18 protein-coding genes are annotated in these 18,702 nt (G+C 70.4%); 11 read left to right on the top strand and 7 right to left on the bottom strand.

Features of this window, described 5'->3' with window-relative positions; all coding sequences use genetic code 11:
• Nucleotides 1-7 precede the first annotated feature (7 nt).
• Nucleotides 8-1,744 (bottom strand): Rieske 2Fe-2S domain-containing protein, encoded by a 1,737-nt coding sequence (locus NO364_RS17275; protein WP_257628133.1) that lies wholly within the window; start codon nt 1,742-1,744, stop codon nt 8-10.
• 85 nt (nt 1,745-1,829) lie between these two features.
• On the opposite strand from NO364_RS17275, the gene NO364_RS17280 reads away from it, so the two are divergent.
• Nucleotides 1,830-2,807: an LLM class flavin-dependent oxidoreductase gene (locus NO364_RS17280; RefSeq protein ID WP_257628134.1), complete on the top strand. Its 978-nt coding sequence runs from the start codon at nt 1,830-1,832 to the stop codon at nt 2,805-2,807.
• Here NO364_RS17280 and NO364_RS17285 read toward each other — a convergent pair.
• Together NO364_RS17285 and NO364_RS17290 are read right to left on the bottom strand one after the other, a co-directional pair.
• Complete coding sequence (locus tag NO364_RS17285) at nt 2,804-3,262, bottom strand: NOB1 family endonuclease (protein ID WP_257628135.1); 459 nt, start codon at nt 3,260-3,262, stop codon at nt 2,804-2,806. The genes NO364_RS17280 and NO364_RS17285 overlap by 4 nt on opposite strands.
• A complete protein-coding gene (locus tag NO364_RS17290; protein WP_157689708.1) occupies nt 3,263-3,508 on the bottom strand; it encodes a PRC-barrel domain-containing protein in 246 nt (81 codons plus the stop codon).
• Nucleotides 3,509-3,652: 144 nt separating this feature from the next.
• Between NO364_RS17290 and infB the strand changes: the two genes are divergently transcribed.
• On the top strand, nt 3,653-5,455 hold the full coding sequence (gene infB, locus NO364_RS17295) for a translation initiation factor IF-2 (protein WP_257628136.1): 1,803 nt from the start codon (nt 3,653-3,655) through the stop codon (nt 5,453-5,455).
• A 188-nt stretch (nt 5,456-5,643) separates the two neighbouring features.
• Nucleotides 5,644-5,883, top strand: a complete 240-nt coding sequence (locus NO364_RS17300; protein WP_257628137.1) for a DUF8015 family protein — start codon at nt 5,644-5,646, stop codon at nt 5,881-5,883.
• Here NO364_RS17300 and NO364_RS17305 read toward each other — a convergent pair.
• From NO364_RS17305 to pepF, 3 genes are all read right to left on the bottom strand, one after another.
• The gene (locus NO364_RS17305; protein ID WP_157689705.1) at nt 5,864-6,247 is read right to left on the bottom strand and encodes a DUF5811 family protein; all 384 of its coding nucleotides are present in this window, start codon (nt 6,245-6,247) and stop codon (nt 5,864-5,866) included. The two genes, NO364_RS17300 and NO364_RS17305, sit on opposite strands and share 20 nt — an antisense overlap.
• Before the next feature lie 70 nt (nt 6,248-6,317).
• Nucleotides 6,318-7,547, bottom strand: a complete 1,230-nt coding sequence (gene pan2, locus NO364_RS17310; RefSeq protein WP_157689704.1) for a proteasome-activating nucleotidase Pan2 — start codon at nt 7,545-7,547, stop codon at nt 6,318-6,320.
• 112 nt (nt 7,548-7,659) lie between these two features.
• Complete coding sequence (gene pepF / locus NO364_RS17315) at nt 7,660-9,459, bottom strand: oligoendopeptidase F (protein ID WP_257628138.1); 1,800 nt, start codon at nt 9,457-9,459, stop codon at nt 7,660-7,662.
• Nucleotides 9,460-9,576: 117 nt separating this feature from the next.
• Here pepF and NO364_RS17320 point away from each other — a divergent pair, with 117 nt between their 5' ends.
• The 4 genes from NO364_RS17320 (at nt 9,577) to NO364_RS17335 (ending at nt 13,865) form a co-directional block, all read left to right on the top strand.
• On the top strand, nt 9,577-10,812 hold the full coding sequence (locus NO364_RS17320; RefSeq protein WP_257628139.1) for a mandelate racemase/muconate lactonizing enzyme family protein: 1,236 nt from the start codon (nt 9,577-9,579) through the stop codon (nt 10,810-10,812).
• A gap of 237 nt (nt 10,813-11,049) precedes the next feature.
• On the top strand, nt 11,050-11,871 hold the full coding sequence (locus NO364_RS17325; protein WP_157689701.1) for a CPBP family intramembrane glutamic endopeptidase: 822 nt from the start codon (nt 11,050-11,052) through the stop codon (nt 11,869-11,871).
• A gap of 46 nt (nt 11,872-11,917) precedes the next feature.
• Nucleotides 11,918-13,408, top strand: coding sequence for a tRNA guanosine(15) transglycosylase TgtA (gene tgtA / locus NO364_RS17330; RefSeq protein WP_257628140.1), 1,491 nt, complete (start codon nt 11,918-11,920; stop codon nt 13,406-13,408).
• Nucleotides 13,409-13,478: 70 nt separating this feature from the next.
• Entirely contained in the window at nt 13,479-13,865 is a 387-nt protein-coding gene (locus tag NO364_RS17335; RefSeq protein WP_257628141.1) for a hypothetical protein, read from the top strand.
• 95 nt (nt 13,866-13,960) lie between these two features.
• Here NO364_RS17335 and NO364_RS17340 read toward each other — a convergent pair whose 3' ends face one another.
• Nucleotides 13,961-14,434 (bottom strand): pyridoxamine 5'-phosphate oxidase family protein, encoded by a 474-nt coding sequence (locus NO364_RS17340; protein WP_157689698.1) that lies wholly within the window; start codon nt 14,432-14,434, stop codon nt 13,961-13,963.
• A gap of 94 nt (nt 14,435-14,528) precedes the next feature.
• Here NO364_RS17340 and NO364_RS17345 point away from each other — a divergent pair, with 94 nt between their 5' ends.
• The 4 genes from NO364_RS17345 (at nt 14,529) to NO364_RS17360 (ending at nt 18,659) form a co-directional block, all read left to right on the top strand.
• The gene (locus tag NO364_RS17345; protein WP_157689697.1) at nt 14,529-14,756 is read left to right on the top strand and encodes a hypothetical protein; all 228 of its coding nucleotides are present in this window, start codon (nt 14,529-14,531) and stop codon (nt 14,754-14,756) included.
• 93 nt (nt 14,757-14,849) lie between these two features.
• On the top strand, nt 14,850-16,610 hold the full coding sequence (gene arcS / locus NO364_RS17350) for an archaeosine synthase subunit alpha (protein ID WP_257628142.1): 1,761 nt from the start codon (nt 14,850-14,852) through the stop codon (nt 16,608-16,610).
• Between the two features lie 25 nt (nt 16,611-16,635).
• A complete protein-coding gene (locus tag NO364_RS17355; RefSeq protein ID WP_257628143.1) occupies nt 16,636-18,498 on the top strand; it encodes an aldehyde ferredoxin oxidoreductase family protein in 1,863 nt (620 codons plus the stop codon).
• A complete protein-coding gene (locus NO364_RS17360) occupies nt 18,495-18,659 on the top strand; it encodes a hypothetical protein (RefSeq protein WP_157689694.1) in 165 nt (54 codons plus the stop codon). The genes NO364_RS17355 and NO364_RS17360 overlap by 4 nt, the downstream gene beginning before the upstream one ends.
• Nucleotides 18,660-18,702: the final 43 nt, after the last annotated feature.

The following is an 18,702-nucleotide window of genomic DNA, read 5'->3' on the forward strand; positions in this document are numbered from 1 at the left end:
CGGGCCCTCACGCCTCGTGGATGGCCTCCCCGCGGTCGAGGCGTTCCGCGATCCGGAAGGTCTGTTCGCCCTCCCGCCGCGTCGGCGTGTGGGCGGCGAGGTAGCGGGCCGTCGCGACGAGGTGGAGCCGTGCGGCCGCCGGGTCGTCGTCGACGACCGCGCCGTGGCGGGTAAACGCCGCCTCGACGTTCTGTCGGGGGTGGAAACCGGCGTCCTCGCGGAGCAGAACCTCCCCGAGCGCGCGTTTCAGCCGGGCGGCGTCGCCCCCCGACGCCAGGAACTCGGCGGTCAGGCGCCCGGCGCGGCCGACGGTGTCGTCGGCCTCGACCTCGAAGGTCTCCAGCAGGTCCGTCAGCGTCGCGTCCGGGTCACGGTCGCCGTCCGGATCCGGAAGCGGGACCGGCGGCGTGTTGAGAAAGCGGTCGAGGTAGACGCTCACGGCGCCGTCGAAGACGGCCCGGTACGTCTCGGGGGCGTCCGTCCGTGCCGCCAGCCCGCAGACCGCGTTGGCGTAGGTGTAGGTGTGGTGGACGGTGTTCCAGTCGCGGAACTCGTTGGCCGTGCCGAACTGCGCGACGCGGCGGGCGGCCGCGCGGGCGACCGTCCGCGCGAGTGCGTCGGCGCTCGCCCCCGCCGCGACGGCGTCGGTCAACGCCGACAGCGCCGCGTGCGGGTCGTCGTCGAGGAGTCGCTCGACGAAGTCCTCGGGTTCGGTCCAGGTCCGCCCCGCCCCGGCCGCGACCAGGTCCGGCAGGTCGGCGGCGGCGTCCGTGACGAGCCCCGCCACGTCGATCGGTTGGCGCCACGACGACCGCTCCTCGGCCCGGTCGGCGTCGGCCAGCGCCGGCACGAGCGTCGGGAGGACCCTGTCGGCGTGTTCCCAGCCGATTCGGTCCAGCAACTCGAAGGCCTTGTTCACGAAATCGAGGCGGTGTCCGGAGTCGAGATACCGGTGGTCGGTCGCCGCGGCGACGAACATCGCCGCGAGCGTCGACCGGTCGCACTCGGCGACGGCCGTCCGCACCACCCGCTCGGCCCCGTCGGCGTCGCGCAGGTCGATCGTCTCCCGGAACCACTCGATCAGGCGGTCGGGCGGGACCCGGTCGGTCGCCAGCCGGTCCTGCGCGAAGAACGGCGGTTCGTCCGCGCAGTCGTCCGCGACCGCCCCGAGGCCGACGTAGCGCGCCCGGCGACGGTCGGCGGGCCGCAGGTCCTCGGCCAGGTTCCCCATCGCGGCGAGGGTCGTCAGCCCGCTTCCCCATCCGTCCCGCCGGTAGTCGGCCCCGAAGGTCGTCCCGACCGTCAACGGGACGGTCGGCGGCACGTCCGCGCCGTCGAGGCCGAGGGTCGCCTTGGCGATCACGAGGTCCAGGGCCTCCCGGAGGCCATGTTCGAGGCGTTCCTTCCAGCGGTCGGCCGGCGGCGTCTCGGGATCCGGGTCCGGGTCGACGTACACCTCGCCGTCCCGCACCTCGACGGGGAAAGTGGGGACGTCGTCGGCGAAGGGGTCGAAGGTGTCGCCACAGGAGAGTTCGAACCGCGCGTGGTGCCACGGGCAGGTGAGGACGCCCGCGTCGACGGAGCCCTCGCTGAGCGGGAACCCCATGTGCGGACAGCGGTTGTCGACCGCGTGGAACGACCCCTCGTGGTGGAACAGGCCGACCGTCCGCCCGCCGACGCTGACGACCTGCGGACTCGACTCGCGGACCGCGTCGGCGGCCGCCACCCGCTCGAAACCGGTCATGGGCAGTGGTAACACACCGAGGGTCATAAGCCTCCGCTCCCGCTCACTCCCCTCATTTATGCCGTCCCCGCACCCACACGCCGGTATGACCCTCGGACGTGGCGTCGTCGTCCCGGACGGGCCGGTGTCCGACGCCCGCGAGTTCGCCGTTCGGTGTGAATCGCTCGGCTACGACGCCTGCTGGACCGGCGAACTCTGGGGACGGGACGCCTTCGTCACGCTCACGGCCGTCGCCGACGCCGTCGACGACCTCGTCCTCGGCACCGCCATCGTCAACGTCTTCTCCCGGTCGCCGGCGACGCTCGCGGCCGCCGCCGCCTCGCTCGCGTCCGTGGCGCCGGCGGGCGTCCGCCTCGGCCTCGGGCCCAGTACGCGGACGGCGGTCGAGGGTCTCCACGGCCGCGACTACGACCGCCCGGTACGGCGTCTCCACGAGACGGCCGAACTCGTCGCCGCCCTCGCCGGCGGCACGGGCCGTGTCGACTACGACGGCGAGACCGTCTCCGTCGCCGACGTGCCGGCGCTCGACGCCGACGTGCCGGTCTACACCGCGGCCCTCGGCCCCGCGGCCCGCCGGGCGACCGGCCGCGTCGCCGACGGCTGGCTCCCCCACAACGTCCCCTTCCCGGAACTGTCCGACGCCTTCGAGACGGTCGCCGCGACGGCCCGCGAGGCCGGCCGCGACCCCGACGCCGTCGCCGTCGCTCCCTACGTCCCCGCGGCGGTCGACGCGGACCCCGAGGCGGCCCGCGGCGCGATCCGCGACCACCTCGCCTACTACGTCGGGAGTGGCGAGGGGTACCGCCGCGCCGTGGCGACGGCGTTCCCCGACGAGGCCGAGCGGATCGCCGCGGCGTGGGGGGAGGGAGCGCGCGACGCCGCCCGGGCGGCCGTCACCGCCGAGATGGTCGACGCGCTAGGGGTCGCCGGTCGCCCCGAGACGGCGCGGGAGCGGTTCGAGGCGGTCGCTAACCTCGACGTGGTGGATCACCCCATCGTGGTCGTCCCGGACGGTGTCGACGACGCGACGGCCGAGCGCACCGTCGCGGCGCTTGCCCCCTAGGCGGGGTTCTTCCGCGAGAGGTCGCTCCCGCAGATCGGACAACGGTCGCGGTGCTCGTCGAACTCGCGCCCACAGCCCTGACACTGGAACCGCCACTCGCGCTGTTCGGAGATGCCCTCGCGGGCGATGACCTCGACGACGACGCCCAGGTGTTCCGCGACGTTCTGCATCGCGTAGTCGTCGGTGACGAGCGTGCCGTCGAGTTCGAAGGCGGCGGCGATCAGGCGCACGTCGGTGTCCGAGAGTTCCTCCGCGTCGCCCGTCTCGGCGGCCGCGCGCTCGATGGTCTCGACGGTGTTGTCCGCCGGGATGTGGATGTGCATCCCCGCGCCCTCCATCGCGTCGTAGCGGTAGGCGCTCTCGTCTTCGAGTTCCTCCTCGACGGCGGGGATCGAAGCCATCTCCTCGGCGGTGTGATACTCGTGGATGAACGCAGAAGAGTCGAGGACGTGCATCTACCGGTCGATGACGATGTAGTCTTTCACGGCCTGCACGCGTGAGACGGGGACGTGGAGCCGTCCCTCCTCGTCCTGCTGGAACCGGGAGTCCGCGGCCGGGAACTCCTCGTTCGGGGAGACGAGGAGGTCGTTCAGGGCTCCCGTCTTCAGGTTCATGGTGATGTTGTACAGCATACCGAGTTCCGTCCCGTCGGAGCCCATCACGGACTTCCCCGAGAGGTTTTCGGCGAGTACGTCGGACATGAAAGGGACATTCGCGGGGATGACCTTAAACGCCACGGGGTCGTCGGCCACCCACCGAACGCTGGACCTGCCGTCGGTATGTTGAAAGACTTAACTTCGGTCCACGGCTCTTCGGGGACAAGGAACGTTCTGCCGGGGGATATCATGTCAGATTCGGACACACGCGACCGACCCGACGCGCTTCGCACCCCCATTGTCGCCGTGCTCGGGCACGTCGACCACGGGAAGACCAGCCTGCTCGATAAGATTCGCGGCTCGGCCGTCAGCGAGGGGGAGGCCGGCGCGATCACCCAGCACATCGGTGCCACCGCGGTTCCGCTCGACACCATCTCTAGCATCGCCGGCAGCCTCGTCGACCCCGACGACTTCGACCTGCCCGGCCTGCTTTTCATCGACACGCCCGGTCACCACTCCTTCTCGACGCTTCGCTCACGGGGCGGCGCCCTCGCCGACATCGCCGTCCTCGTCGTCGACGTGAACGACGGCTTCCAGCCCCAGACCGAGGAGGCCATCGACATCCTCAAGCGAACGGGAACGCCCTTCGTCGTCGCCGCGAACAAGATCGACACCACGCCCGGCTGGAATCCACAGGAGGGCGAACCGATCCAGGTCTCCTACGAGGCCCAGAGCGACCGCGCCAGTTCCCGCCTCGACGAGAACCTCTACGAGATCATCGGTCAGCTCTCGGATTCCGGCTTCTCGGCCGACCTCTACTGGCGCGTCCAGGACTTCCAGGGCAACGTCGGCGTCGTCCCCGTCTCCGCCGTCACCGGCGAGGGGGTCCCCGACCTCCTGACCGTCCTCATGGGCCTCTCCCAGCGGTACATGAAAGATCAGATGGCCATCGACGTCGAGGGGCCCGGCGCGGGCACCGTCCTCGAAGTCAAGGAGGAGAAGGGCTTCGGGACCACCCTCGACGTCGTGATGTACGACGGGACGATCCGCGAGGGCGACGAGATCGTCGTCGGCGGGATGGGCGATCCGATCGTCACCGAGGTGCGGGCGCTGCTCCAACCGAAACCGCTCGCGGAGATCCGGACCGAGAAGCGGTTCGACCGGGTCGACTCCGTCGCCGCGGCGGCCGGGGTGAAGATCGCCGCGCCCGATCTGGACGACGCCATGGCCGGCGCCCCCGTCCGCGTCGTCCGTGACCGTGACCGCGAACTCGTCGTCGCCGACGTCGAGTCCGAACTCGCCGAGATCGAGGTCGAGACCGAGGAGGAGGGCGTCGTCGTGAAAGCCGACACCCTCGGCAGTCTGGAGGCGATGGCCAACGCCCTCGTCGAGGCCGAGGTCCCCATCCTCCGTGCCGAGGTCGGCGACGTGGCGCCCCGCGACGTTGCCGTCGCCAGCACCGCTGCCGAGGCCGAACACCAGGTCATCCTCGGGTTCAACGTCGACATCCTCTCGAACGCCGCGGACGAACTCGAGGAGAGCGACGTCCGCCTGTTCCACGACGACGTGATCTACCAGCTGGTCGAGGATTACGAGACGTTCGTCGAGGAGCGCCAGCGCGCCCAACAGGAGACCGTCCTCGACAAGATCATCCGCCCCGCGCGCTTCCGGATCCTCCCCGATCACGTCTTCCGGCAGAACGACCCCGCCGTCGTCGGCGTCGAGGTGCTGTCGGGGACGCTGAAGAACAACACCCACGTCGGCCGGTTCGACGGCAACGAGTTCGAGCGGCTCGGCCAACTCAGCGGCATCCAGAAGGAAGGCGAGGACGTCTCCGAGGCGCGGGCGGGCGAACGCGTCAGCGTCGCCATCGACGGCCCCACCGTCGGCCGGGGGATCGACGAGGGCGACGAACTCTGGGTCGACCTCCCCGAGAAACACGCCAAGATCCTGGAACAGGAACTCACCGACGAGATTCCCGCCGACGAACTGGAGGCCCTCCAGGGCTTCCTCGACAACCACCGCCGGCGGGACCCCTTCTGGGGCAAGTAACCCCCCACCCGGCGCCCTCGTTTCACCCCGCCGTCCATCGATATCGTATTCATATTATTTACAGAGGTTCCGACGTTGTTGGCTCAAGGTTCTCCAGTGGTTCTGCGGACGTTCGTTCGACTCTTTCGGTACACTCGGGGAAACTTTTTAGTCAGAAGAACGACGAGTACGAAACGAGGTGAGTACCGATGAGCGTTCGAACCACCCCGAGCGAGGGTACCGCCGTGACGACCACGCCGACGCGGTACGATCTGTTACTGGTACTGTTGCCGCTCCCCTTGCTCCTCGGGGCGGCGCTCTCGGCGGTCACGTCGGTACCGTTAGAACTGGGTATCGGCGTCGGGAGCCTGCCGTCGGCGCTGGTGTTCGGTTACGCCATCTGGGTCGCGGCGCCGACCCGTCCGGACCTCAACGGGCGGTCGGCGTGATGCCGTCGCCGACGGCATCCATCACCTGCAGGGCGGCGCTGGCGGCCAGCCCGCGGGCGACTTCGTCGCGTTCGTCGGTGCCGATTCCGGCTTCGAGGTCGTCGATGTCGGGCGTGAAGCCGGCGCTGACCGGGTGGCCGGCCGGCGGGCGGACGGCGACGGTCGCCGTCGGCCCGTTCGAGCCGTAGGACAGTTCCGAGCCCACGGTGTAACTGTTGGGCAGGTAGGAGCGGGTCTGCGAGACGATCCCCGCGACGGCCCGCTGGAGGGACTGCCGTTGGTCCTGTGTCAGTTCGACGTCCGTCGACGGCTTGCCGGCGTCGGCGACTCCGGGTGCGCCTCCGTACGGCGTGTTTCCGTTCATCCGAGTCGGTGAGGGTACGCGGAGCCCGTGTAAAAAGCCGTCGGAGCGTGTGATCCGGTGACAGGCGGCGTCAGTACTGGTAGTCGGTGAAGGCCATGACCGGTCCCGAGTCCTCGTTCTCCTCGATTTTCGCCTTGGCGTCGAGGAAGTCGGTCATCCGGACCTCGGTACGGTCGTCACGGATGGCGAACATCCCCGCCTCGGTGGCGAGCGAGGCGAGGTCGGCGCCGCTGTAGCCGTCGAGGTCGTCGGCCAGCTCCGCGAAGGCGACGTCGTCGGCGACGTTCATATCGCGGGTGTGGATGCGGAGGATCTGTGCCCGTCCCTCGGCGTTGGGCTTCGGCACCTCGATGAGGCGATCGAACCGGCCGGGCCGGAGGATGGCCTCGTCGAGCATGTCGAAGCGGTTCGTCGCGGCCATGATCCGGATCTCGCCCCGGTCGTCGAAGCCGTCCATCTCCGAGAGCAGTTGCATCATCGTCCGCTGGACCTCGGCGTCGCCGGAGGTCTTCGAGTCCGTCCGCTTGGCGGCGACGGCGTCGATCTCGTCGATGAAGATGACCGCCGGCTGGCGCTCCGCGGCGAGTTCGAACAGGTCGCGGACGAGCCGCGATCCCTCGCCGATGAACTTCCGGACCAGCTCCGAACCGGCCATCTTGATGAACGTCGCGTCGGTCTCGTTCGCGACGGCCTTCGCGAGCATCGTCTTCCCGGTGCCCGGCGGCCCGTGGAGCAGGACGCCCGAGGGCGGATCGACGCCGACCTCCTCGAACAGCTCCGGCGTCAACAGCGGGTCCTCGACGGCCTCGCGCACCTCGCGCACCTGGTCGTCGATGCCGCCGATGTCGTCGTAGGTGACCGTCGGCGACTCCTCGACCTCCATCGCCTGGGCGCGGGAGTCCGTCTCGTCGTCGAGGACCGTCTGGACGCTGAAGGAGTCGTTGACGGCGACGCGGTCGCCAGCCGCGAGTTCCTTGCGGATGCGCGGCGAGGGCTCCGTGAGCACCTCCTGGTTGTTGCCGTGCTGTTTGATGATCGTCCCCTCGTCGCTCACCTCCTCGACGGTGGCGACGTACAGCGAGGAGGTCTTCAGGACCTCGTTGCGCCGCTTGAGGTGGTCGACCTCCTCCATGAGTTCCTCGCGCCGGTCGTCGGTCTCGTCGAGTCGCTCCGAGAGTTCCTCGTTGACGCGGACCATGCGTTCGTAATGCTGGCGGATGGCGTCGAGACGCTCCGCGTCTGACATCTCCGGATCGAGGTCGAGCCGCGGCCGATCCGGCAGCGACGGACTCCGTGACATTGGTTGTGCCCCCTAAGAAGCGGGTGTAAATGTGCCTTTGGGTCGCGGGTCCTCCCGGACGTCCGCCCCTTCGGGCGGAACGCCCATCGCCGCCGCCGGATCCGCCCCGGCGTCAGCGCTCGTGGATCAGCCGCTCCATCTCGTCCAGCCGCTCGCCGTAAGTCGACAGCGCCGTCTCGATGTATGCGGCGTCGGTCGTGTCGACGCCGGCCCGTTCCAGCACCTCGGCCGGATACGCGGACCCACCCATCCGCAGGGCCTCGCGGTAGTCCGCCGCGGCGTCCTCGCCCTCGGTCCGGATCCGGTCGACGATGGCCGTCGCCGCGCTGATGCCCGTGCTGTACTGGTAGACGTAGTAACCGTAGTAGAAGTGGGGAATCCGCATCCACTCGCGGGCGATGCGGTCGTCGACGACCGCCGGCTCGTAGAAGTCCGCCTTCAGGTCGCGGTAGAGTTCGTCGAAGCGGTCGGGGGTGAGTGCCCCGCCCTCCTCGATCACCTCGTGGATGCGGAGTTCGAACTCCGCGAACATGGTCTGTCGGAACAGCGTCGACCGGAAGCGCTCCAGGTACTCGTCGAGGACGTGTCGGCGCACCCGTTCGTCGTCGACGGTCTCCAGCAGGTGGTGTGTCAGGAGCGTCTCGTTGACCGTACTCGCCACCTCGGCGACGAAGATATCGTAGTCGCTGTACTGCCAGGGCTGGCTTTCGTTCGTCAGCTCCGAGTGCATCGAGTGGCCGAGTTCGTGGGCCAGCGTGAACATCGAGGCCACGTCGTCCTGGTAGTTCATCAGGATGAACGGCTGGGTGTCGTAGGTCCCCGCCGAGAACGCACCCGAGCGTTTGCCCCGGTTCTCGTAGACGTCGACCCACCGCGAGTCGAGCCCCTCGGCCATCCGCTCCTGGTACGCGTCGCCGAGCGGCGCCACCGCGTCGACGACGTGGCCGACCGCCTCCTCGTAGGAAATCTCCGGGGGGTCGCCGGCGGCCATCGGCGCGTAGAGGTCCCACATCCGCAGGTCGTCGACGTCGAGCGCCTCGGCTTTCAGGTCCGCGTGCCGGTGGAGGTAGTCGAGGTTCGCCCGCACCGTCTCGACCAGGGTGTCGTACGCGTCGACGGGGACGTTCGGACCGTCGAGAGCCGCCTCGCGGGCCGTCTCGTAGTTGCGTGCGCGGGCGAGTTTCACGTCCTTGATCACGCTCTTTTTCAGCGCCGTCCCCACGCCGTTTCGCACCTCCGTCCACCGGTCGTAGAAGGCCTCGTGGACCTCGCGCCGGAACTCGCGGTTCGGCCGCTTCTGGAGTTTCGTGAAGTTGCCGAGCGATATCTCCACGTCCTCGCCGTCCGGGTCCTCGACCGTCGGGAACTCCATGTCGGCGTTCGAGAGCATGGAGTACACCTCGCTCGCCGCGTCGGTCACGTCCGAGAGGTCGGCGAGCAGCTCCTCCACCTCCTTCGACCGGGTGTGAGGTTTCCCCCGCAACACGTCGTCGAAGTAATGCTCGTACTCGGCCAGCGCGGGTTCGGCCTCGACGAACGCCTCGAGGTCGGACTCGTCGAGTTCCTGCAGTTCGGGTTCGACGAAGCTCGCGGCGCTCCGGGCGTCGGCCGCCAGCGACTCCGCGCGGGCCGACATGGCCTGATACTCGCTCTCGCGGGTGTCCTCGCTGCTCCGGAGGTTGGCGTAGGTCGACACCGTCGCAACGTCCCGGAGGAGGTCCTCGCGCAGTTCGAGCAGTTCGCGGAGCGTCTCGGGGCTCTCGGTGACCCGGCCCTCGTAGGCCGCGAGGTCGTCGATCCGGTCGCGGACGTCCTCGAAGGCCGCCTCCCAGTCCGCGTCGGTCGCGAAGATACTCTCCAGCGCCCACTTGTCCTTGGCGTCGATCTCGCCGCGTTCGGGAACCGAACTCATCGCCGCCCCGTACGGCGGCGCCCGCCGTAAGGGTTCGTACTCCGGCCGGGGTCGAGGTTCGGCGCGTGCCTCCGTGTACCCAACGTTTACTATACGGGGCGGAGTTCTCGGCATACGATGGTAGACCACGCCAGTCTCCGCGACCCGAACGCGGAGTATACGATGCGCGACCTCTCGGCGCCGACGATGGGTCTCACCGCGGACCGTGGCCCTCGCGACGTCGAGATCACCGACGTACAGACGACGATGGTCGACGGCAACTACCCGTGGATCCTCGTCCGCGTCTACACGGACGCGGGCGTCGTCGGCACCGGCGAGTCCTACTGGGGTGGCGGCGAGACGGAGATCATCGACCGGATGAAACCCTTCGTCGTCGGCGAGAACCCCCTCGACATCGACCGCCTCTACGAGCACCTCGTCCAGAAGATGAGCGGCGAGGGATCGATCGCCGGCAAGGTCATCTCGGCCATCTCCGGGATCGAAATCGCCCTCCACGACGTCGCCGGCAAGATCCTCGACGTACCGGCCTACCAGCTCGTCGGCGGCAAGTACCGCGACGAGGTCCGCGTCTACTGTGACTGTCACGCCGGCGACGAGTCCGAGCCCGCGTCGAACGCCGCCGAGGCCGAACGCGTCGTCTCGGAGCTCGGCTACGACGCTATCAAGTTCGACCTCGACGTCCCCTCGGGCCACGAGAAGGACCGCGCCAACCGCCACCTCCGCGGCCCGGAGGTCGAGCACAAGGTCGACATCGTCCGGGAGGTCTGTGAGACCGTCGGCGACCGCGCCGACGTCGCCTTCGACTGCCACTGGGCCTTCACCGCCAACTCCGCCCAGCGCCTCGCCGAGGCCATCGAACCCTACGACGTCTGGTGGCTCGAAGACCCCGTCCCCCCGGAGAACCACGAGGTTCAGGAGACGGTCACGAAGTCGACGTCGACGCCCATCGCCGTCGGGGAGAACGTCTACCGCAAGTTCGGCCAGCGGACCCTCATCGAACCGCAGGCCGTCGACATCGTCGCCCCCGACCTCCCCCGTGTCGGCGGGATGCGCGAGACCCGAAAGATCGCCGACCTGGCCGACATGTACTACGTGCCCGTCGCGATGCACAACGTCTCCTCGCCCATCGGCACCATGGCTTCGGCCCACGTCGCCGCCGCCATCCCCAACTCCCTCGCGCTGGAGTTCCACTCCTACCAGCTCGGCTGGTGGGAGGACCTCGTCGAGGAGGACGACCTCATCGAGGGCGGTCGCATGGCCGTCCCCGAGAAGCCCGGTCTCGGCCTGACGCTCGACCTCGACGCCGTGTCGGAACACATGGTCGAGGGCGAGACGCTGTTCGACGAAGCGTAGCGCCGTCGAGCAAGGGAATCTCCGATTGGCGTCGTTCGACGAAGCGTAGCGCCGTCGAGCAAGGGAATCTCCGATTGGCGTCGTTCGACGAAGCGTAGCGCCGTCGAGCAAGGGAATCTCCGATTGGCGTCGTTCGACGAAGCGTAGCGCCGTCGAGCAAGGGAACGGCGTTCCGATCCGCGTTGTCGACCGCCACCGGTGGGAAGCTTTTCCAGGCTCCCGCGCCCACGGACGAGTATGCCCTCGCTCGACGATCGGACGATCGCCCGACTGCGGGCGGTCGTCGTCGCCCTGTTGGTGTCGGGGATCGGCCTCGGTGTCGGCATCGGTCTCGTCCTCGCCCTCTCCCTGCTAACGGTCGGCCTCGGCGTGGAGCCCTCTCCTTTCGTCCTCCTCGTGATCTCGCTGATCTCGATCCAGGGGATCGCCTTCGGCGGCGTCGCCGTGGGCTATCTCCTCGTCCGTGGGTGGACCCCCGACGACCTCGGGGTTCGACTCCCCTCGGTTCGCGACCTCCTGTTCGTCGTCGGGGGGTACGTGACGGCACTCGTGGCCGCCATCTCCGGGGCCCTCCTCGTCAGCGTGACCGGCGCCCCTGCCGGTGAGAACCAGGTCACCGAGTTCGCCAGCGCCGATCCGAGCGTCCTCCTGTGGCTCGTCCCCGCCTCCTTCCTGCTCATCGGTCCCGGCGAGGAACTGCTCTTCCGGGGCATCGTCCAGGGCCGTCTCCGCGAGACGTTCGACCCGATTCCGGGTGTCGCCATCGCCAGCGCCCTCTTCGCCGCGATCCACTTCCTCGCCCTGACCGGCGGGACCGGCGGCCGTCTGGTGACGGTGACCATCCTGTTTTTCCCCGCGCTGGTCTTCGGGACCGTCTACGAACTCACCGACAACATCGTCGTGCCGGCGCTGGTCCACGGTGCCTACAACGCGACGCTGTTCTCGCTCGCGTACCTGGCCATCCGGCTCTCGGAGTCCGGGGGGCTCCAGGAGCCGGGGTCGGGAACGGGGACGGCGGCGGCCGTCCTCGTCGACGGCCTGACCGCGTTGCCGGTGTAGGCTGCCGGAACGGAACCCTTACCGCGCCGGCCCGAACAGTGGCGGTATGCGCGACTGCTTCGAGACCCGCGACGGCGACGCGCTCGGTCGGATCGGGGAGTTGACGGTCCCCCGCGCCGGCCGGACCGTCGAGACGCCGGCCCTGTTGCCCGTCATCAACCCCAACATCCGGACGGTGTCGCCGGCCCGCCTCGAAGCCGAGTTCGGTGCCGACGCCCTCATCACCAACGCCTACATCATCCGCGGGACCGACGACCTCCGCGAGCGAGCCCTCGATCGGGGGCTCCACGACATGCTCGAGTTCTCGGGCGCCATCGTCACCGACTCCGGCTCCTTCCAGCTGGCCGAGTACGGCGACATCGACGTGACGACCCGCGAGATACTGGAGTTTCAGCGGGAGATCGGTTCGGACGTCGCCACCCCGGTCGACGTGCCGACACCGCCCGACGCCGCCCGTGAGACCGCCGAGGCGGACCTGGAGACGACCGAGCGGGCACTCGCCGACGCCCAGGCCGTCGACACCGGCGAGATGCTGGTCAACGCCCCAGTCCAGGGATCGACCTACCTCGACCTCCGCGAGGCCGCCGCCCGCCACGCCGACGGCACCGACCTCGACGTGTTTCCCGTCGGCGCCGTCGTTCCCCTCATGAACGACTACCGGTACGCGGACGTGGTCGACGTGCTCGCGGCCGCCAAGCGCGGCCTCGGTGCCGACCGCCCCGTCCATCTCTTCGGCGCCGGCCACCCCATGATGTTCGCGCTCGCGGCCGCGATGGGCGCCGACCTCTTCGACTCCGCTGCCTACGCCATCTACGCCCGCGACGACCGCTATCTCACCGTCCGCGGCACGCGCCACCTCGACGACCTCACGTATCTCCCCTGCGAGTGTCCGATCTGTACCGCCCACACCCCGGACGACATCCGGGCCGCGGACGACGACGAGCGCGAACGGCTCCTCGCCGAACACAACCTCCACGTCTCCTTCGGCGAACTGCGCCGCATCAAGACGGCCATCCGCGAGGGGAACCTCCTCGAACTCGTCGAGACGCGCGCCCGCGCCCACCCCGCGATGCTCGACGGCTACCGCGCGCTGCTCGATCACGCCGCCCAACTGGAGCGCCACGACCCCGCCTCCAAGGGCTCTTTCTTCTACTGCTCGGCCGAGAGCGCCCGCCGCCCCGAGGTCGTCCGCCACCACGACCGCCTCGACCGACTCGACGCGCCCGACCGGCTACTGGTAACCGAGGGGAACGCGCCCTCTGGCGACCGATTCGACGCCGCCTGGCGACTCCTGCCGCCGTTCGGACCCGTCCCCCGGGCGCTCTCCGAGACCTACCCCTTCACGGCCGAACTCCCCGACCGGACCGACCGGACCGCCCAGGAGGCCGCGGCGCGCGGGGTCGCCCGCCTCGTCGACGCCAACCCCGAGACGGACGTGACGGTCGCCCACGACGACTGGGCGGACACGGCGCTCGACCGCCTCCCGGCGTCGGTCCGGGTCGAACTCCTCGGCGCGCGCCCGGATCGAAACGCCTGACCCCCGTTCGCGCCGCCCACACACGCACCGACGATTGATATGATAGCGGAACGTCAGTTACGCCCGACCGATGATCGATCAGCCGCGTTCCGACGGGGCGACCGACCGCGAGTCAGGCACACCCTCCGCCGACGGGGCGGCCGACGAACACCGACTCCCGTCGGGGGTCGCCGGGAGCCTCCGATCGCTCGCCGACCGGATCGACGGGTTCGCCGATGCGCTCCCGATCGGTCCCGCACGCCACCACGCCCGGCGGGCCGCCACGGCCGCCCGCACCGCCGCCGACGACGACGCCGACTTGGTCGCCCGGCGCGTCGCGCTCGGCGAACTCGTCACGGCACTCCGCCACGCCGCCGACGAGGCCGAAGCCAGCCGCTCCCAGTACCGGCTCCTCGAACTCCTGTACGAGGAGGCACTGCCCGTGACCCGCGAGGCGAGCGACGTCATCTACGGCTGATCCGTACGGTCACGGATCGAGCCGACGAAAGCCGCTCCGCAGGGGTCGCCCGGCGGCGGGTGACGCGCATCCGTCGGGCCCGCCGCGACCCCCCCCTACTCCGACGGGTCACCCGACGCCGCGTCGCGCATCCGGTCGGTGAAGTCCCACGAGTAGACGCGCTCGGGGTCGATCCGGATCGCCACCTCGTCGCGGTCCGGGTCGAGCAGCTGCCGGGCCAGCGCCGAGTCGGTGCCTCCGAGGTAGCGTTCGAGCAACCCCCGCAGCGTCGACTTGTCGTCGTCGGGGACGACGGTCGTCGAGCCACGGCCCCGGACCCCCCGATACGGCGGCTCGTTGGTCGACACCTCGAAGGCGACGCCGTCGTCGTGTCCGAGATACGCGACGACGTCCGCGTCCGCCGACGTGGCACAGACGAACCGGCCGGCGTCGGGGTCGAAGTCGTACCACAGCGAGAGCATCCAGAGGTCACCACCGGGCGTCCGGCAGGCCACCCGGATGGGCACCCGCGCGTCGGCCAGGAACGCCGCGACCGCCGCCCGGTCCCACTCGCCGGTGTACTCGGTCATGGCCCGCGTTGGAACGCGGGCGGCTAAAGGCCGTGGGTGGCCCGCCCGTTCCGGGCGGGAAACGACTTTGTCGCCCGGCGTTCGATACCCGGTCGTGTTCCCCGCACTCCAGTTCGGCGTTCCGGGTGGTCCGGAACTCCTGATCGTCCTGTTCATGCTGGTGTTCTCGTTCGCCGTCCCGCTCGTCGTCTCCGTGCTGATCTACCGGGACGCGAAGGGTCGGAACAGCCGCCACGCGCTCGCCTGGGCCCTCGGTGCCTTCTTCGGCAGCCTCGTGGTCTGGGTGCTCTACTACGTCGTCCGCGACGAGGTCGGTCCGTAGGCCCGCCGCGGACGCCCGCTGGCCGCGAGGACCCGCGCACCGAGCGGCGCCCGGGAACGAAACGTAGTTCCGCGCCCCCCTCCACCATCGCCCATGACCGAGTACTTCGAGGTCCACGCGCGGGACGGGGCCGCCCGTCTTGGCGAACTCCGCCTGCGCGACCCCGTGGCCACGCCCGCCCTCGCCGACGACGTCGTCGTCGACGGCGGGAGCCTCTGGGGGGCCGACCGTGACCATCCCGAGGGGAGCGAGGCCGAACTCACGGTCCTCCCACACCGGGCGTTCCCGGCCGGCACCGACCCGACCGTCCAGGACTCCTTCGCCGTCGACTACCCGGACGTGGACTACCCGAGCGTCGGCGTCGTCACCGCCGAGACGGCCGCCGACTACGGCTGTGACGCCTACGTGCTCTCGAACGCTCCGGGCGTCGTGGGCCACGGCGCCTCCTTCCGCGACGAACTGATCGCCGTTCGGGAGTCGATCCCCGCCGACACCGCGCTCTACCTCGCCGGCGTCGCCACGCCCCGCAACGTCGCGACGCTCGTCGCCGCGGGCGTCGACCTCGTCGACACCAAACTCGCCCGGGTGAAGGGTCGACAGGGTCGCTACCTCACCCCCGAGGGCGAGTACCACCTCGACGAACTCGACGAACTCCCCGGCGCCCACCCGAACGATCCGCCGCTCGCGGCGTTCACCCGCGAGGACTGTGTCGCCCACAACGTCGCCGCCCTCGAGGCCGAACTCCGCACGGTCCGCACCCGGATCCGACGGGGGCGGCTCCGCGACTACCTCGAGGGGCAGGCCCGCCACGAGAACTGGCTAACCGCCTCGTTCCGCGAGTTCGATCAGCAGTACCGCTACCTGGAGCGGCGGACGCCGGTGATCCGCGATACGGAACTCAGCGCGGCGAGCGAAGATACACTCAACCGTGTGGAGATCCAGCGGTTCGCCGACCGGGTGACGACCCGCTATCGCAACCGGTTTGCGAACCCGCTCGTGCTCGTGCCGTGTTCGGCGCGCAAGCCCTACAGCGACTCCCAGAGCCACGCCCAGTTCCACCGCGCCATCGGCTACCGCGGCCACGTCGCCTCGATGACCTCGCCCATCGGCGTCGTCCCCCAGGAACTGGAGTGTACGTATCCCGCCCAGCACTACGACGCGGTGGTCACCGGCGACTGGACCGACGGCGAGAAGGCCTTCGTCGCCGCGGTACTGGAGCGCTACCTGGAGCGCAACGACTACCCGCGGGTGATCGCCCACGTGCCCGGCGAGGGCTACCGCGACATCTGCGAGCGGGTGGCCGACCGGGTGGACGTCCCCTTCGAGTTCACCGTCGCGGACCACCCCACCACCTCCGAGTCGTTGTCGAACCTCGACGCGGCGCTCGCCGGCGAGCTCAAATACTCGAAGCGTGAGCGCCAGCACAACACGATCCGGGCCATCGCGGACTACCAGTTCGGCGCCGACGCGGGCGACGACCTCTTCCCGGACCTGCAAACGACGAGCCGGCACCCAAAACTCCAGGTACGCGACGGCGACGGCGTCCAGCTCGCGGCGCAGGTGCCCCAGTACGGCGTCCTCGCCTTCACCCTCGCGGGTGCCCGCCACTGGGTCGAGAGCGACGCGCCGACCAAACGGGTCGACATCGACGGCTTCGTCCCCCACGGGAGCGTCCTCGCGCCCGGCGTGACCGACGCCGACGCCGACGTCCGCGTCGGCGACGAGGTGGTCGTCGAGGGGCCGGCCGCCTTCGGTATCGGCCGCGCGACGATGCACGGCGACGAGATGCGGGAGAGCACCCGCGGCGTCGCCGTCGAGATGCGCCACGTCGAGGCGACCGAGGACAACGCTTAACACCGTCTCCCGACTACGTGTGGCGATGTCACCGCCCGTTCGACGCGACGTGTTGCGGGTCGACCTCTCCGCCGGGACCGTCTCCCGCGAACGGGTCCCCGACGGCTGGCGACGCGACTTCCTGGGCGGCAAGGGCCTCGGCGCCCGCTACCTCTACGACGAACTCGACGCCGGCACCGATCCGCTGGGGCCGGACAATCGGCTCTGTCTCCTCCTCGGCCCGCTCTCGGGCTACCTCCCCGGCGAGTCGCGCTACGCGGCGGTCACCAAGTCGCCCCTGACCGGCGCCTTCCTCGACTCCTACAGCGGCGGGTCCTTCGCCGACGCCCTCGCCGGCGCCCTCCCCGAGGCCTTCGGCCTGGTGATCGAGGGCGTCGCCGACGATCCGACGGTCCTCACCGTCCGTGACGGCGAGGCGAAACTGGCCGGCGCGGGCGACCTGTGGGGGGCCGACACCGTCGAGACGGACGCCGCCCTCGACGGCGCCGTGGCCTGTATCGGCCCGGCGGGCGAACGCCGGGTCGCCTACGCGACGGTCGCGTGTGACGCCGGCGACCACCACGCCGGCCGCGGCGGCGCCGGCGCCGTCATGGGCGCGAAACGGCTCAAGGCGGTCGCGGTCCACGGCGACCCGCCCGACCCGCCGCCGGCGCTCGCCAACCTCCGCGAGCGCTACGGCGCCGCCTACCGCGACGACGACACCGGCCGCTGGCAGGCCGCCGGCGAGACGGTCGAGAGCGTCGACTTCGCCAACGAGGTGGGCGTCCTCTCGACCCGGGGCTGGCAGGGCGGCCGCTTCGAGGACGCCGGCGATATCGGCATCGAGGCGGTCCGCGAGGCGGCCACCGGCCGCGAGAACGCGGACGACGCGGTGCCCGGCGGCTTCCGCGTCGACGTCGAGGACGGCCAATCCGTCCCCCGCGGCGGGGCGCTCATGTCCCTCGGCGCCGGCCTCGGGGTCGACGACTTCGACGCCGTGGCCCGCCTCGGCGCCGCCTGTGACCGTCTCGGGATGGACGCCATCAGCGCGGGCAACGCCGTCGCCTGGGCCACCCGCGCCGCCGACGACGGGGCCATCGACCCCGACGTCGACCCGGACCTCGCGTTCGGGGACGCCGACGCGGCCGAGCGACTGTTGTCGGCCATCGCCACCCGATCGACCGACTTGGGCGACACCCTCGCCGACGGCGTCCACGACGCCCGCGAGCGGTACGGGGCCGGCGCCGTGCCGACGGTGAAGTCGATGGCACTCCCGGCCTACGACCCACGGGGTGCCGCGGGGATGGCACTCGCCTACGCCACCAGCGACCGCGGCGGCTGTCACCGCCGTGCCCGCCCGGTCGAACGCGAGGCCTTCGCCCGCGACGCGTGGACGACCGCAGACCGCGTCAGGACCGTCGTCGGCGCCCAGAACGTCCGCTCGACGCTCTGGAGCCTCGTCGTCGACGACTTCGCGGGCGAGACCATGTGGGAGGACCTCGGCGCCGAGTGGCTGACGGCCGTCGGCCTCGAGTACGACCGCGACTCGCTGGCGCGGGTCGGCGAACGCGTCTGGACGCTCGTCCGCCTGTTCAACGTCCGCGAGGGCTTCGACCGCGAGGACGACACCCTACCCGCCCTGTTCGAGGACCCGCTTCCCGACGGGCCCGCGGCGGGCCGCACCGTCGACCGCGGGGCGTTCGAGGACATGCTCGACGCCTACTACGCGGCCCGCGGGTGGTCGGTCGACGGCCGCCCGACCGACGCGCTCGTCGACCGACTGGACCTCGCCGCCGTCGTCGACGCCGAGACGCCGCTCGGAAACGCCGCCGACGGGGCGGTCGTCGACGCCGGATCCGGGGACGGGGTCGGCGGACGCGACCGCCACCCCCGCAGTCGGGAGCCGTGACCGGGTCGAACCCAGCCCGGCCACACGACTGTCATCGCTGTGGCGAGACCATCGAACCGGGGGACATCTACGGTGCGCTCGACCTCCTCGACGCCGACGGCGAACTGCGGGTGTTGCTCTGTCGCTCCTGTTCGGCGGCGCTGCGCGACTTCCTCGAATGAGCGCCGACCCGGCCGGAGACGGCGACCCTGTCGAGCCGCTGTC

Source organism: Haloplanus salinarum (assembly GCF_024498175.1).
Classification (GTDB): Archaea; Halobacteriota; Halobacteria; order Halobacteriales; family Haloferacaceae; genus Haloplanus; species Haloplanus salinarum.

What these genes read in the sequence shown, in the direction of transcription:
- NO364_RS17285 (WP_257628135.1), bottom strand. Translation starts at nt 3,262, where the DNA reads ATGCACGTCCTCGACTCTTCTGCGTTCATCCACGAGTATCACACCGCC.
- NO364_RS17300 (WP_257628137.1), top strand. Translation starts at nt 5,644, where the DNA reads ATGAGCGTTCGAACCACCCCGAGCGAGGGTACCGCCGTGACGACCACG.
- NO364_RS17275 (WP_257628133.1), bottom strand. Translation starts at nt 1,744, where the DNA reads ATGACCGGTTTCGAGCGGGTGGCGGCCGCCGACGCGGTCCGCGAGTCG.
- NO364_RS17320 (WP_257628139.1), top strand. Translation starts at nt 9,577, where the DNA reads ATGGTAGACCACGCCAGTCTCCGCGACCCGAACGCGGAGTATACGATG.
- NO364_RS17290 (WP_157689708.1), bottom strand. Translation starts at nt 3,508, where the DNA reads ATGTCCGACGTACTCGCCGAAAACCTCTCGGGGAAGTCCGTGATGGGC.
- NO364_RS17305 (WP_157689705.1), bottom strand. Translation starts at nt 6,247, where the DNA reads ATGAACGGAAACACGCCGTACGGAGGCGCACCCGGAGTCGCCGACGCC.
- NO364_RS17325 (WP_157689701.1), top strand. Translation starts at nt 11,050, where the DNA reads ATGCCCTCGCTCGACGATCGGACGATCGCCCGACTGCGGGCGGTCGTC.
- NO364_RS17340 (WP_157689698.1), bottom strand. Translation starts at nt 14,434, where the DNA reads ATGACCGAGTACACCGGCGAGTGGGACCGGGCGGCGGTCGCGGCGTTC.
- NO364_RS17335 (WP_257628141.1), top strand. Translation starts at nt 13,479, where the DNA reads ATGATCGATCAGCCGCGTTCCGACGGGGCGACCGACCGCGAGTCAGGC.
- tgtA (WP_257628140.1), top strand. Translation starts at nt 11,918, where the DNA reads ATGCGCGACTGCTTCGAGACCCGCGACGGCGACGCGCTCGGTCGGATC.
- pepF (WP_257628138.1), bottom strand. Translation starts at nt 9,459, where the DNA reads ATGAGTTCGGTTCCCGAACGCGGCGAGATCGACGCCAAGGACAAGTGG.
- infB (WP_257628136.1), top strand. Translation starts at nt 3,653, where the DNA reads ATGTCAGATTCGGACACACGCGACCGACCCGACGCGCTTCGCACCCCC.
- arcS (WP_257628142.1), top strand. Translation starts at nt 14,850, where the DNA reads ATGACCGAGTACTTCGAGGTCCACGCGCGGGACGGGGCCGCCCGTCTT.
- NO364_RS17355 (WP_257628143.1), top strand. Translation starts at nt 16,636, where the DNA reads ATGTCACCGCCCGTTCGACGCGACGTGTTGCGGGTCGACCTCTCCGCC.
- NO364_RS17280 (WP_257628134.1), top strand. Translation starts at nt 1,830, where the DNA reads ATGACCCTCGGACGTGGCGTCGTCGTCCCGGACGGGCCGGTGTCCGAC.
- pan2 (WP_157689704.1), bottom strand. Translation starts at nt 7,547, where the DNA reads ATGTCACGGAGTCCGTCGCTGCCGGATCGGCCGCGGCTCGACCTCGAT.